The sequence below is a fragment of the Pseudomonas alcaligenes genome (assembly GCF_014490745.1).
Lineage (GTDB): Bacteria > Pseudomonadota > Gammaproteobacteria > Pseudomonadales > Pseudomonadaceae > Aquipseudomonas > Aquipseudomonas alcaligenes_C.
This window is the reverse complement of the sequence record NZ_LZEU01000001.1, coordinates 1,637,929-1,651,597: the sequence shown is the minus strand read 5'-3', so window position 1 is coordinate 1,651,597 and position 13,669 is coordinate 1,637,929. Positions and strand designations below refer to the sequence as shown.

The following is a 13,669-nucleotide window of genomic DNA, read 5'->3' as shown; positions in this document are numbered from 1 at the left end:
GCCTCTCCTCTCACTCGCCCGCCCTGCGGGCATGCTCTAGATCACCGCCGTTCTGGCGGCACGCAGAATTCGATCGGACAACCCGCCCTCCCCCAGCGCACGCGCCAGGGCCAGGCCACCCACCATCAGGGCCAGATCGGCCAAGGCCTTGTCGCTGTCCTCCGGGCAACCCGCCAGATCGGCCACCATCAGTTCGAGGTGGCGCTCCAGCTCGGCACGGAACGGCTCGGGCAGACGCTCCAGGGCGCTCAGCGCGGCCGGCAGCGGGCAGGCATCGCGCTCGCTGTCGCGATGCCGGCGCGACAGATAGAAGGTCGCCGCCAAGACTCGCCGTTCCACGGCCGACAAGCTGCCATCGAGCTGCCGCAGCATGTCGCGACGGCGCTGCAGCAGACTGCAGAAGGCTTCCAGCATCAGCGCATCCTTGCTGGCAAAGTGGGCATAGAAGCCGCCCACCGTCAGCCCGAGGCTGCCCATCACCTCACCCACGCTCGGCTCGACCGGGCCACGGCGAATCAGCGCCCGGGTTGCCGCATCGACTATTCGTTCGCGGGTTCTGGCCTTCTTCTCGTGCATGGCAGCCTCCTTAAGATTACGATCATAATATTACGCACGAAATATAAACGCGCAAGCCAGCTGCCCAGCCGCTGGTCGGGTGAGAAGTTTCTAAGGCGGAAAAACAAAAGGGCCATTCCATTCGGAATGACCCTTCAAAAGCCCGCATAGCGGGTAAAAATGGCGTCCCCTAGGGGACTCGAACCCCTGTTACCGCCGTGAAAGGGCGGTGTCCTAGGCCACTAGACGAAGGGGACAAAACCTTCGAAAGACAAGGCCAGCACTAGGCTGGCCTTGTGTGGAATTGGTGGAGCTAGACGGGATCGAACCGTCGACCTCTTGCATGCCATGCAAGCGCTCTCCCAGCTGAGCTATAGCCCCGGATTTTGCGTCTCTCGACGTGCAGTGCAAGCACTGCGTGAAGTGGCGTCCCCTAGGGGACTCGAACCCCTGTTACCGCCGTGAAAGGGCGGTGTCCTAGGCCACTAGACGAAGGGGACAAATCCTTCATTTACCCGAATGCGCTGGAATTCATTCGGTGGCAATTTGGTGGAGCTAGACGGGATCGAACCGTCGACCTCTTGCATGCCATGCAAGCGCTCTCCCAGCTGAGCTATAGCCCCGTCGCTTGGACGGGGCGCATATTAGGTTCGAGGGCTCAGGCTGTCAACACTATTTTTCATTCGACTCGAATATTTTTCGTCGAAAGAACAACCACTTACCCTCGCACCCCGCTCAGCGGAAGCTTTCCAGCAGTTTCTTCCACTCCTTGCTCTCGCCATTGCTTACGCCACCGAGCAGCTCGATAGCCTGGCGCAGACGGAAGCGCGACAGATCGGCGCCGAGGATTTCCATGGCATCCAGCACCGAGACCGAACTGGCCTTGCCGGTGATGGCAGGGAAGATCAGCGGCATCAGGTCGCGCAGCTTGAGGCCGAGGCCCTCACAGACGAACTGAATGCAAGCGGTGATCTTCTCCTTGTCCCACTGGCGCAGCGCCTCCAGCTCCCACAGCAGCAGCTGCAGGGACTGGCGCACCTGGTCAGGAGACAGCTTCTTGTGCGCCAGCAACGCAGGATCGAGCTGCACGCCGCCGCTGAAGAAGAAACTGCCCAGCGGTGCGATGTCGCTGAAGGTCTCGACGCGCTGCTGCACGTGCGGGGCGATCTGCATCAGGTACTGGGAATTGAAGGCCCAGTCCTGCACGCGCTTGGCGAACTGCTCCACCGGCAGCTCGCGCAGCCACTGGCCGTTGAGCCAGGACAGTTTCTCGATATCGAAGATCGGCCCACCGAGCGAGACGCGCGACAGGTCGAAGTGCTCGATCATCTCGGCCAGAGAGAACTTCTCGCGCTCGTCCGGCATCGACCAGCCCATGCGGCCCAGGTAGTTGAGCAGCGCCTCGGGCATGAAGCCCATGCGCTCGTAGAAGGTGATGCAGGTGGGGTTCTTGCGCTTGGACAGTTTGGACTTGTCCGGATTGCGCAGCAGCGGCATGTAGCAGAGCTTGGGCTGCTCCCAGCCGAAGTACTCGTACAGCTTGATCAGCTTCGGCGCCGACGGCAGCCACTCCTCGCCGCGCAGGACGTGGGTGATTTCCATTAGGTGGTCGTCGACCACGTTGGCCAGGAAGTAGGTGGGCAGGCCGTCGGCCTTCATCAGCACCTGCATGTCCATGCGATCCCACGGGATCTCCACGTCGCCACGCAGCATGTCCGGCACCACGCAGACGCCTTCGCTCGGCACCTTCATGCGCACCACATGGGACTCGCCAGCGGCGATGCGCTTTTGCGCCTCGTCTGGGGCGATATGGATGCAGTGGCCATCGTAGCGCGGGGTTTCCTTCTTCGCCATCTGCTCGGCGCGCACCTGGTCCAGGCGCTCGGCGGAGCAGAAGCACGGGAAGGCATGGCCCTTGGCGACCAGCTCGTCCGAGTACTTCTTGTAGATCGCACCACGCTCGCTCTGCCGGTAGGGGCCGTGCGGGCCGCCGACGTCCGGGCCTTCGTTCCACTCGATGCCCAGCCAGCGCAGGGCGTCGAAGATCTGCTGCTCGGACTCGCGGGTCGAACGCAGCTGATCGGTGTCCTCGATGCGCAGGATGAACTCGCCGCCGTGCTGACGGGCAAAGCACAGGTTGAACAGGGCGATGTAGGCGGTACCGACGTGCGGATCACCGGTGGGCGACGGCGCAATACGGGTGCGGACTTTGGTCATGACGGCTCTCGAAACAAAGAAGCGAAACGAATGGGAATACTCAGGGGCGCGATGTTAGCAGGCCGCCCGGCACCGGCTCCAGCAGCCCGGCGGGGCCCGGCAGGCTGGCCATGAGGAAGTCGAGGAAGGTCTTCACCTTCATTGCCTGGAAACGCCGCGAAGGGTAGACGGCGTACAGCTCGCCTACCGGCAGACGGATGCCCGGCAACACCTCGACCAGTCGCCCGCTGCGCAGCGCCTCGCCGCTGATCATTACCGGCAGCGCGGCAATCCCGGCGCCGGCCTGGGCCGCCTCGCGCGCCAGGGTGATGTTGTTGCACGACAGCACCCGCTGGCAGGCGATGTTCTCGCCGAGCAGCGGCCAGTAGCGCAGCGAGTCCTGCGGCAAGAGGATCGCCCGATGGCTGGCCAGCTCCCGCGAGCTGCTCGGCGTGCCGTGCTGGGCCAGGTACTCGGGGCTGGCACACAGGTGTCGGCTGCTCTGGAACAGCTTGCGCGCGATCAGGGTCGAGTCCTGCGGCTGGCCGATCTGGATGGCGATGTCGATGCCCTCCTCGACCAGGTCGACTTCACGCGAGGTCAGCTCCACTTCGGCGCTGATCTGCGGGTATTGGCGCATGAATTGCCCCAGCACACTGCCGAGGAACAGCTGACCGAACTCGATAGGCGCGGTGATGCGCAGCAAGCCGGAAGGCTCCTGTTGCAACTGCATCACCGCCTGCTCGGCTTCAGCGAAGTCGAGCATGATCTGCCGACAGCGCTCGTAGTAGGCCTGCCCCACTTCGGTCAGGCGCAGCTTGCGCGTGGTGCGATTGAGCAGGCGTACGCCCAGGCGCTCCTCAAGCAGGGCGATGCGCCGACTGACCGTGGATTTCTGCATGCCCAGGCTCTGCGCCGCCTGGGTAAAACTGTGGCACTCCACGACCCGGGTGAAGATCAGAGCATCATCAAGCCCCATGATTGTTCCCAATAAGCAACAAAGTTTGGCGATTCTATCGTCTATATACTCCACAGCAACACTGTTAGATTCGCTTACACTTACGCCCCCTCCGTTCGAGCCCCCGTCATGCCCGCACAATTGCAACGCCGCCTGTCCGTCTTCATCGCCCTCCTCGTCGCGGTCGGCCTGGTTCTGTTCGGACACTGGCTGCTGGTCGGGCGCTTCCACGAGAGCACCGACAACGCCTACGTCCAGGGCGAGATCACCCGGGTTTCCAGCCAACTCAATGCCCGCATCGAGCAGGTTCTGGTGCAGGACAACCAGCATGTGGAAAAGGGCCAGCTGCTGGCCACCCTCGAATCCGCTGACTTCCAGCTGGCCCTGGATCGCGCCCGTGCCGCCCTGGCCACCCGCGAGGCCGAACTGACCCAGGCGCAGAGCCGCCTGACCCAGCAATCGAGCCTGATCGCCGCGAGCAAGGCCGATGTCGGCGCCAGCGAAGCCACCCTGAGCCGCGCGCAGATCGACCTGTCCCGCGCGCAGACCCTGCGCAAGCCCGGCTATGTCTCCGAAGAGCGGGTTACCACCCTCTCCGCCGACAGCCGCGTGGCCCGCTCGCAGCTGGCCAAGGCCGAGGCCGACCTGAGCGCCCAGCGCCAGCAGGTGGATGCACTGAATGCCGAGGTCAAACGCCTCGAAGCCCAGATCGCCAATGCCCGCGCCGACATCGCCCAGGCCGAGCTCAACCTCGAGCGCACGCAGATTCACGCCCCGCTCAGCGGCATCGTCGGCCAGCGCTCGGCGCGCAACGGCCAGGTGGTACAGGCCGGCGCCTACCTGCTGTCGATCGTGCCGAGCGACGACATCTGGGTGCAGGCCAACTTCAAGGAAACCCAGATCGGCAAGATGCAGGTCGGCCAACACGCCGAACTGGTCTTCGACGCCTACCCGGACACCCCGATCGAAGGCTCGATCGACAGCCTGTTCGCCGCCTCTGGCGCGCAGTTCAGCCTGCTGCCGCCGGACAACGCCACCGGCAACTTCACCAAGGTGGTGCAGCGCATTCCGGTGAAGCTGACCTTCGCCGCGGACAACCCGCTCAAGGGCAAGATCCGCCCGGGCATGTCGGTCGAGGTCAAGGTCGACATCCGCGATGGCCGGTGATGCACTGATCCGCCCAGTCGGAGAGCCGAGCCGGCGCGACTGGATTGCCGTGATGAGCGCCATGCTCGGCGCCTTCATGGCGGTGCTGGATATCCAGATCACCAACTCCTCGCTGAAGGACATCCAGGGCGCGCTGTCGGCCACCCTGGAAGAAGGTTCGTGGATCTCCACCTCCTACCTGGTGGCCGAGATCATCATGATCCCGCTCACCGCCTGGCTGGTGCAGCTGCTCTCGGCGCGGCGCCTGGCCGTGTGGGTATCGCTGGGCTTCCTCGCCTCCTCGCTGCTCTGCTCGTTCGCCTGGAACCTGGAGAGCATGATCGTGTTCCGCGCCCTGCAGGGCTTCACCGGCGGCGCGCTGATCCCCCTGGCGTTCACCCTGACCCTGATCAAGCTGCCGGAACACCACCGCGCGCGCGGCATGGCGCTGTTCGCCATCACTGCCACCTTCGCCCCCTCCATCGGCCCGACCCTGGGCGGCTGGCTGACGGAGAACTGGGGCTGGGAATACATCTTCTACATCAACGTGCCGCCGGGCCTGCTGATGATCGCCGGCCTGATGTACGGCCTGGAGAAGAAGGCGCCACACTGGGAGCTGCTGAAGAGCACCGACTATGCCGGCATCGTCACCCTGGCGCTGGGCCTCGGCTGCCTGCAGGTGTTCCTCGAGGAAGGCCACCGCAAGGACTGGCTGGAGTCGAACCTGATCGTCGGCCTCGGCTCCATCGCCGTCATCAGCCTGATCCTGTTCGTCATCCTGCAGCTATCCAAGCCCAACCCGCTGATCAACCTGCGCATCCTCGGCGAACGCAACTTCGGCCTGACCAGCATCGCCGGCCTGGGCATGGGGGTCGGCCTGTATGGCTCGATCTATCTGCTGCCGCTGTACCTGGCCCAGGTGCACAACTACAACGCCCTGCAGATCGGTGAAGTGATCATGTGGGCCGGGCTGCCGCAGCTGCTGATCATCCCGCTGGTGCCCAAGCTGATGAAATACATCACGCCGAAACTGCTCTGCGCCATGGGTTTCGGCCTGTTCGGCCTGTCCAGCTTCGCCTCCGGCATCCTCAACCCGGACTTTGCCGGCGAACAGTTCCACCAGATCCAGATCATCCGCGCCATCGGCCAGCCCTTTGTGATGGTGACCATCTCGCTGATCGCCACGGCCTACATCCAGGCCCAGGATGCCGGCTCGGCCTCGAGCCTGTTCAACATCCTGCGCAACCTCGGCGGCGCCATCGGCATCGCCCTGCTCGCCACCCTGCTCGACAGCCGAACCAAGATCTACTTCGACTACCTGCGCGAAGCCCTGGTACCGGGCAACCCACAGGTGGACGAGCGTCTGGCGCTGCTCGCCGAACAGCTCGGCAGCCAGCAGGCGGCCCTGGGCAAGCTGAGCCAGATCGTCCACCAGCAGGCGGCGATCATGGCCTACAATGACGCCTTCCATTTCGTCGGACTGGCACTGGCCATCAGCATGATCGCCGTGCTCCTGACCCGCGCACTGCCACCGGGCACCACCGGCGGCGCTGCCCACTAATAAGCCGCACACGCCACCACAAGTGGCGTGTCGTCGTTAAGGTTCCGCAATGCCCGCCTCCGCTAGCCGTTCCCGCTCCCTTCTGCTGATCGGTGCCTTCCTGGTCATCTACATCGGCTGGGGCACCACCTACCTGGCCAACCACTTCCTCCTGCGCGAACTGCCGCCCTTCATCATCGGCACCCTGCGCTTCCTGTTCGCCGGCTTGCTGGCCCTGCTGTGGGCCGCCAGCCGCGGTGAAGCCCATGTGCAACCCGGCAACTGGGGCAGCGCCCTGATCGGCGGCCTGCTGCTGATCGCCATCGGCCAAGGCGCGCTGATCTACGCCAACCTGCACCTGCCGACCGGCCTGCTGGCCATGCTCTATACCACCCTGCCGCTATGGAGCGTGGCGCTGGAATGGCTGCTCGGCGAACGCCCGCCACTCTGGGTACTGCTCGGCCTGGCGCTGGCCAGCGGCGGCATCGTGCTGCTGATGAGCAATGGCCTGGGCAGCGATGCCGGGCCGCTGCAGTGGTTCTCTGGTGCCCTGGTGCTGCTGGCCACCCTGCTCTGGGCGGTCGGCGCCTGGTGGATGCGCCAGCGCGCACCATTCCGCTCCAGCTGGTTCGGCCTCAGCCTGCAGATGCTGATCGGCGCCGTCGTGCTGGCGGTCATCGGCCTCTGGCATGGCGACTGGCAAGCCCTGCACCTGACCAATCTGTCCGTGCATGGCTGGCTGTGGCTGGCCTATCTGGTACTGCCAGTGAGCCTGGGCGTATACCCGGCCTACTTCTGGCTGCTGCGCGAGGTGCGCCCGAGCCTGGTGTCGACCTTCGCCTTCGTCAACCCGGTGGTGGCACTGCTGCTGGGCTTCCTGATCCTCGGCGAACAACTCAGCCTGAGCGCCGGCGCGGCCTGCCTGGCGACCCTGGGCGGGGTGTCGCTGATCATCTTCGGGCGCCGCTGAGAACCCGCCTCGGAGATTCTGATCGTCGGCCATACTGCGTTGAAATTGGGCTCGGCAAGCTGCTTGCGGCTAACGCGCTTTAGCGCGGCCCGGAGGGTGAGTGAAACGAGTACTGCTCATTTACACCTCGTAAACTCCGCGTCCTCGCCCAATTTCGCCTTGCCTGGCTCTAGCTCAAAAGCTCCGAGACAAGTTCTGGGCTATCAGACCTGCAGCAGGCGCTCGCGCAGCTTGTGGATCTCGTCGCGCAACTGCGCGGCGGCCTCGAACTCCAGATCGCGAGCCAGCTGGTACATCTTCTCTTCGAGCTGACGGATACGCTTGCTGATCTCGCTGGGTGAGCGCAGCTCGGCCTCGTAACGCGCGCTCTCCTCCGCCGCCTTGGCCATGCCCTTGCGCTTGTTGCTGCGCGCGCCAGGCACGGTGGCGCCTTCGAGGATGTCGCGAATATCCTTCTTCACGCCCTTGGGCACGATGCCGTTGGCCTCGTTGAAGGCGATCTGCTTGTTGCGCCGCCGCTCCGTCTCGCCGATGGCGCGCTCCATCGAGCCGGTCATGTTGTCGGCATACAGGATCGCCCGGCCATTGAGGTTGCGCGCCGCCCGGCCGATGGTCTGGATCAGCGAGCGCTCGGAACGCAGGAAACCTTCCTTGTCCGCATCGAGAATCGCCACCAGCGACACCTCGGGCATGTCCAGGCCCTCGCGCAGCAGGTTGATCCCCACCAGCACGTCGAAGGCGCCGGTGCGCAGATCGCGGATGATCTCCACCCGCTCCACCGTGTCGATGTCCGAGTGCAGGTAGCGCACCTTGACGTCGTGGTCGGCCAGGTAGTCGGTGAGATCCTCGGCCATGCGCTTGGTCAGGGTGGTGACCAGCACGCGCTCCTCCAGGGCCACGCGCTTGCGGATTTCCGAGAGCAGGTCGTCGACCTGGGTGCGCGCCGGGCGCACTTCGATCTGCGGATCGACCAGGCCGGTCGGGCGCACCACCTGCTCGACCACCCGCCCGGCGTGCTCGGCCTCGTAAGGCCCGGGCGTGGCGGAAACGAAGATGGTCTGCGGGCTGGCCGCCTCCCACTCCTCGAAGCGCATGGGCCGGTTGTCCAGCGCCGAGGGCAGGCGGAAGCCGTACTCCACCAGGGTTTCCTTGCGCGAGCGGTCACCCTTGTACATGGCGCCAACCTGCGGCACCGACACGTGGGATTCGTCGATCACCAGCAGCGCTTCGTCGGGCAGGTAGTCGTACAGGGTCGGCGGTGGCTCGCCGGGGCCGCGCCCGGAGAGGTAGCGCGAGTAGTTCTCGATGCCGTTGCAGTAGCCCAGCTCGAGGATCATCTCCAGATCAAAGCGGGTACGCTGCTCCAGGCGCTGCGCCTCGACCAGCTTGTTGTTGCCGCGCAGGTAGTCCAGGCGCTCCTTGAGCTCGACCTTGATCTGCTCCACCGCCCCGAGCAGGGTCTCGCGCGGGGTCACATAGTGGCTCTTGGGATAGAAGGTGAAGCGCGGCAGCTTCTTGATCACCTCGCCGGTCAGCGGATCGAAGGCGGAAATGCTTTCCACCTCGTCGTCGAACAGCTCGACGCGGATCGCCTCCAGCTCCGATTCGGCCGGGAAGATGTCGATCACATCGCCACGCACGCGGAAGGTGGCACGGGCGAAATCCATGTCGTTGCGGGTGTACTGCAGCTCGGCCAGGCGGCGCAGCAGATCGCGCTGATCCATCTTGTCGCCACGGTCGAGGTGCAGCACCATTTTCAGGTACTCCTCGGGGCTGCCCAGGCCGTAGATGCAGGACACCGTGGTGACCACGATGGCATCCGGGCGCTCGATCAGCGCCTTGGTCGCCGACAGGCGCATCTGCTCGATATGGTCGTTGATCGAGGCATCCTTCTCGATGAAGGTGTCGGAGGCCGGCACATAGGCCTCCGGCTGGTAGTAGTCGTAGTAGGAGACGAAGTACTCCACCGCGTTGTTCGGGAAGAAGCTCTTGAACTCGCCATAGAGCTGCGCGGCCAGGGTCTTGTTGGGCGCCAGCACCAGGGTCGGGCGCTGGATCTGGGCGATCACGTTGGCGATGCTGAAGGTCTTGCCCGAGCCGGTTACGCCGAGCAGGGTCTGGTGCGACAGACCGGCCTGCAGGCCTTCGACCATCTGACGAATGGCCTCCGGCTGATCGCCAGCTGGCTTGAAGCGGGTGACGAGCTGAAACTGGGACATCGGCAATCCTCGGCGAGTGGCTGTGACGCGGCGGCGAAACCAGCGTCATAGCTATCGTAAAGCGTGCCGGCGCTGTCGCCGCGCACAAGCTAGGCCGCTATAATACCGGCCCGATTACGCAACTCCCTAGTTCCAGTTTTGACTAGGCGTTGCCGGTTTCCCACCTCCCTCTCCGAGCTGCCGCATAATGAGTCTGTTCTCTGCCGTCGAAATGGCACCGCGCGACCCCATCCTGGGCCTGAATGAAGCCTTCAATGCCGACCCTCGCACCACCAAGGTCAACCTGGGTGTTGGCGTCTACTTCACCGAGGAAGGCCGGATTCCGCTGCTGCGCGCCGTTGCCGAGGCCGAGAAGGCGCGCATCGAGGCCCACGCCCCGCGCGGCTATCTGCCGATCGAAGGCATCGCCGCCTACGACAGCGCCGTGCAGAAACTGCTGTTCGGCGCAGACTCCGCCCTGCTGGCCGAAGGCCGCGTGGTCACCACTCAGGCTGTCGGCGGTACCGGCGCGCTGAAGACCGGCGCCGACTTCCTCAAGCGCCTGCTGCCGGGTGCCGTGGTCGCCATCAGCGACCCGAGCTGGGAAAACCATCGCGCCCTGTTCGAGTCCGCCGGCTTCCCGGTACAGAACTACCGCTACTACGACGCGGCGACCAACGGCGTGAACCGCGCTGGTCTGCTGGAAGACCTGAAGAGCCTGCCGGCCCGCTCCGTCGTGGTGCTGCACGCCTGCTGCCACAACCCGACCGGCGTCGACCTGAGCCTGGACGACTGGAAAGCCGTGCTGGAAGTGCTGCGCGAGCGTGAGCACGTGCCCTTCCTCGACATCGCCTACCAGGGCTTCGGCGAAGGCATCGACCAGGACGCCTTTGCCGTACGCCTGTTCGCCGAGTCCGGCCTGCCGTTCTTCGTTTCCAGCTCCTTCTCCAAATCCTTCTCGCTGTACGGCGAGCGCGTCGGCGCGCTGTCCATCGTCACCGCCAGCAAGGAAGAAGCCGGCCGCGTGCTGTCGCAAGCCAAGCGCGTGATCCGCACCAACTACTCCAACCCGCCGACCCACGGCGCCACTGTGGTCGCCAGCGTGCTCAACAGCCCCGAACTGCGCGCTCTGTGGGAGCAGGAACTGGGCGAGATGCGCGAGCGCATCCGCGGCATGCGCCTGGCCATGGTCGAGCAACTGGCTGCCCAGGGCGCCAAGCGCGACTTCAGCTTCGTGGCCCGCCAGCGCGGCATGTTCTCCTACTCCGGCCTGACCGCCGAGCAGGTGGAACGCCTGAAGAACGAATTCGCCATCTATGCCGTAGGCACCGGTCGCATCTGCGTCGCCGCCCTGAACCACAGCAACCTCGACGCGGTCACCAAGGCCATCGCCGAAGTTCTCTGAGACGAACAGAGAAGTCACCGCCAAGGCTTGACTTCTCTTTTTTAATCAGTAGGATACGCACCGCAGTTCCGCGATAGCTCAGTCGGTAGAGCAAATGACTGTTAATCATTGGGTCCCTGGTTCGAGTCCAGGTCGCGGAGCCAAATTCGGAAAGCCCCAGGTGAAAACCTGGGGCTTTTTTATTGCCCACTGAGCCTTCACCCCGACCAAAGCACGCTCGACAGAAATGAAAAAGCCGGTCAGTGACCGGCTCGTTTCGCTAGCAGCTGACTAGGCTCAGTTGACGCTCAGCCGGTCGCGATTCTTCTCCAGGGTCGCCGCTCCGATTCCCTTGACCTCCAGCAACTCGTCAACGGAGGCAAACGGGCCATTGGCACTACGGTAATCGACAATGGCCTGAGCCTTGACCTTGCCAATCCCCACCAGACCGCTCTCCAGAGCAGCCGCATCAGCGCTGTTGAGATTGACCTTGCCAACCTCTGCAGCAGAAGAGGCTGGCGCAGCTTCAACCGGAGCAGGCGCGGTAGCGGGAACGGACTCTGCGGCAACGGCAGCAACGGACAGACTGGTCAGGCAGGCGAATAGCAGGGCGGACAGCTTGGACTTGAGCATGTGAAACTCCTTGTGCAGTGGGATGTGGCATTCCTCGCCACACACTCAAGCTAGCCGCTAACCGCGGAGTGTCAAAAACGCCCTCAGTGTTCTGTGCGCCGCCGCACATGGATCCAGTCGACGATCTCGCCCTCCGGGCTGTAGCCGCTGACGGTCTGGCGCAAGAGCTGACGCACCCGATCGTAATCATCCGCCTCGACAGCAGCCAGCAACTCCAGCAGAGCGGCTTTCAGACTCTCCCAGGGCAGAAACTCTTCGCTGGCACGCATGATCATCGAATGACTGGTAGGACTGACCCCATCACCGATGAGCAGCTCCTCGTACAGTTTCTCGCCAGGGCGCAGGCCGGTGAACTCGATGGCGATATCGCCATGGGGATTACTGTCCGAGCGCACACTGAGTCCAGAGAGATGAATCATCTTCTCGGCCAGGTCGAGGATCTTCACCGGCTGCCCCATGTCGAGAACGAACACATCGCCACCCTGCCCCATGGAGCCGGCCTGAATCACCAACTGGGCCGCCTCGGGAATGGTCATGAAGTAGCGGGTAATGGCCGGATGAGTCACCGTCACCGCCTCGCCTCGGCGAATCTGCTCGCGGAACAGGGGAATGACCGAACCGGACGAACCGAGCACGTTGCCGAAGCGCACCATGGTGAAGCGCGTCTTGTTGACCTGATGCAGCGCGGCACCATCACCCAGCAGCACCGGCGCCAGCTCCGCACTGAGAGCCTGCAGCACCATCTCGGCCAGGCGCTTGCTCCCCCCCATGACATTGGTGGGACGCACCGCCTTGTCGGTGGAGATCAGCACGAAATGCTCCACTCCGGCCTTGAGCGCCGCCTGGGCGGTATGCAGGGTGCCCATGACATTGTTGAGGATGCCTTCGGCGATGTTGTGCTCCACCATCGGCACATGCTTGTAGGCCGCCGCGTGGTAAACCGTATTCACCCCCCAGGTACGCATGACGCCTTGCATCTGCGCCTGACTGCGCACGGAGCCCAGCACCGGCACCAGGCGCACCGATAGCGCCCGATGCCGAGCCATGGCCTCCAGCTCGGCATGAATGCTGTAAAGGTTGAACTCGCTCTGTTCCAGCAGCACCACGACCCTGGGCGAACAACCCAGAATCTGCCGGCACAGCTCGGCCCCGATCGAGCCACCCGCCCCGGTGACCATCACCACCTGACCGCGAATGCAGCGCTCGAGCAGCTCGGCCTGTGGCGGAACAGGATCGCGCCCAAGCAGGTCGGCGATTTCCACTTCCTGGATATCCTCGACCGCCACCCGCCCACTGGCCAGATCGAGAATGTCCGGCACGGTACGAATGTGCAGCGGAAAGCCTTCGAGAAATTGCAGGATTTCCTTGCGCCGCCCGCGACTTGCCGAGGGGATGGCCAGCAGAATTTCCTCGGCCCCGGTCTCGTCGATCAATCTCGGGATATTGGCCGGCGCAAACACTTTAAGACCGGCGATCACTCGCGACGAAAGCTCCGGATCATCATCGATGAAGGCCACCGGGCGCATCGCACGCCCTACTCGTAGTGCCGCCACCAGCTGATTGCCCGCCGTACCGGCACCATAGACAGCCACCCGCGGCAGGCTTTCTCCGCCACCGGAAAAGCTCATGGCCTGGCGCACCTGGAACCAGTCGCCCATGAAGTACTGACGCATCAGCAGGCGCAATCCGCCAACCATCAACAGACTCAGCCACCAGTAGTTGAACACCAGCGAGCGCGGCACGACCGCTGGCACATCCCGATGCCAATACACCAGCAGGGCCAGCAACAGCGCGGAAATGCTGACTGAGCGAAAGATGGTGAACAGCGCATCATTACCCAAATAGCGCAGCACCGCCCGATACATGCCCTGACGGATATAGATGGGAATGGCGATCAGCGGCGCAGCCACGAACAGCCACATGTGGCTACCCAAGGGATTGACCAGATTATCCGCCCCCAGGCGAATCAGAAAGGCCGACCACAGAGCCAGCCAAGTGATGACCACATCGGCCACCACTTGAACCAGGCGCTTATATTGGCGCGGCCAACCTAGTAACCAGGTACGCAATGTAAGAAACCCCATACCGG

General features: G+C 63.9%; 10 protein-coding genes and 5 tRNA genes. 5 read left to right on the top strand and 10 right to left on the bottom strand.

Annotation, left to right across the window (positions count from 1 at the left end):
• Positions 1 to 36 precede the first annotated feature (36 nt).
• The 7 genes from A9179_RS07385 to A9179_RS07355 form a co-directional block, all read right to left on the bottom strand.
• Positions 37 to 576, bottom strand: coding sequence for a TetR/AcrR family transcriptional regulator (locus tag A9179_RS07385; RefSeq protein ID WP_187805176.1), 540 nt, complete (start codon positions 574 to 576; stop codon positions 37 to 39).
• A gap of 160 nt (positions 577 to 736) precedes the next feature.
• A tRNA-Glu gene (locus A9179_RS07380) sits at positions 737 to 812 on the bottom strand.
• Between the two features lie 48 nt (positions 813 to 860).
• Positions 861 to 936: transfer RNA gene (locus A9179_RS07375), tRNA-Ala, on the bottom strand.
• A gap of 43 nt (positions 937 to 979) precedes the next feature.
• A tRNA-Glu gene (locus A9179_RS07370) sits at positions 980 to 1,055 on the bottom strand.
• Positions 1,056 to 1,102: 47 nt separating this feature from the next.
• Positions 1,103 to 1,178, bottom strand: a tRNA-Ala gene (locus tag A9179_RS07365).
• Positions 1,179 to 1,290: 112 nt separating this feature from the next.
• Positions 1,291 to 2,772: a glutamate--tRNA ligase gene (gene gltX / locus A9179_RS07360; protein ID WP_187805175.1), complete on the bottom strand. Its 1,482-nt coding sequence runs from the start codon at positions 2,770 to 2,772 to the stop codon at positions 1,291 to 1,293.
• A gap of 40 nt (positions 2,773 to 2,812) precedes the next feature.
• Positions 2,813 to 3,730, bottom strand: coding sequence for a LysR family transcriptional regulator (locus A9179_RS07355; RefSeq protein ID WP_187805174.1), 918 nt, complete (start codon positions 3,728 to 3,730; stop codon positions 2,813 to 2,815).
• A 108-nt stretch (positions 3,731 to 3,838) separates the two neighbouring features.
• Here A9179_RS07355 and A9179_RS07350 point away from each other — a divergent pair, with 108 nt between their 5' ends.
• From A9179_RS07350 to A9179_RS07340, 3 genes are read left to right on the top strand one after another with little or no spacing between them, the layout of a single operon-like run.
• Positions 3,839 to 4,876: an HlyD family secretion protein gene (locus A9179_RS07350; RefSeq protein WP_187805173.1), complete on the top strand. Its 1,038-nt coding sequence runs from the start codon at positions 3,839 to 3,841 to the stop codon at positions 4,874 to 4,876.
• A complete protein-coding gene (locus A9179_RS07345) occupies positions 4,866 to 6,416 on the top strand; it encodes an MDR family MFS transporter (RefSeq protein WP_223123178.1) in 1,551 nt (516 codons plus the stop codon). Before A9179_RS07350 ends, A9179_RS07345 begins: the two co-directional genes overlap by 11 nt.
• 49 nt (positions 6,417 to 6,465) lie before the next feature.
• Positions 6,466 to 7,365, top strand: coding sequence for an EamA family transporter (locus A9179_RS07340; RefSeq protein ID WP_187805172.1), 900 nt, complete (start codon positions 6,466 to 6,468; stop codon positions 7,363 to 7,365).
• 203 nt (positions 7,366 to 7,568) lie between these two features.
• On the opposite strand, the gene uvrB is transcribed toward A9179_RS07340, so the two are convergent.
• Positions 7,569 to 9,584: an excinuclease ABC subunit UvrB gene (gene uvrB, locus A9179_RS07335; protein ID WP_187805171.1), complete on the bottom strand. Its 2,016-nt coding sequence runs from the start codon at positions 9,582 to 9,584 to the stop codon at positions 7,569 to 7,571.
• Between the two features lie 187 nt (positions 9,585 to 9,771).
• Here uvrB and A9179_RS07330 point away from each other — a divergent pair, with 187 nt between their 5' ends.
• Both A9179_RS07330 and A9179_RS07325 read left to right on the top strand, forming a co-directional pair.
• A complete protein-coding gene (locus A9179_RS07330; RefSeq protein ID WP_187805170.1) occupies positions 9,772 to 10,968 on the top strand; it encodes an amino acid aminotransferase in 1,197 nt (398 codons plus the stop codon).
• A gap of 67 nt (positions 10,969 to 11,035) precedes the next feature.
• A tRNA-Asn gene (locus A9179_RS07325) sits at positions 11,036 to 11,111 on the top strand.
• A 133-nt stretch (positions 11,112 to 11,244) separates the two neighbouring features.
• Here the strand turns inward: A9179_RS07325 and A9179_RS07320 are convergent.
• Both A9179_RS07320 and A9179_RS07315 read right to left on the bottom strand, forming a co-directional pair.
• A complete protein-coding gene (locus A9179_RS07320) occupies positions 11,245 to 11,580 on the bottom strand; it encodes a ComEA family DNA-binding protein (RefSeq protein ID WP_187805169.1) in 336 nt (111 codons plus the stop codon).
• A gap of 83 nt (positions 11,581 to 11,663) precedes the next feature.
• Entirely contained in the window at positions 11,664 to 13,664 is a 2,001-nt protein-coding gene (locus A9179_RS07315; RefSeq protein WP_187805168.1) for a polysaccharide biosynthesis protein, read from the bottom strand.
• Between the last annotated feature and the right edge of the window lie 5 nt (positions 13,665 to 13,669).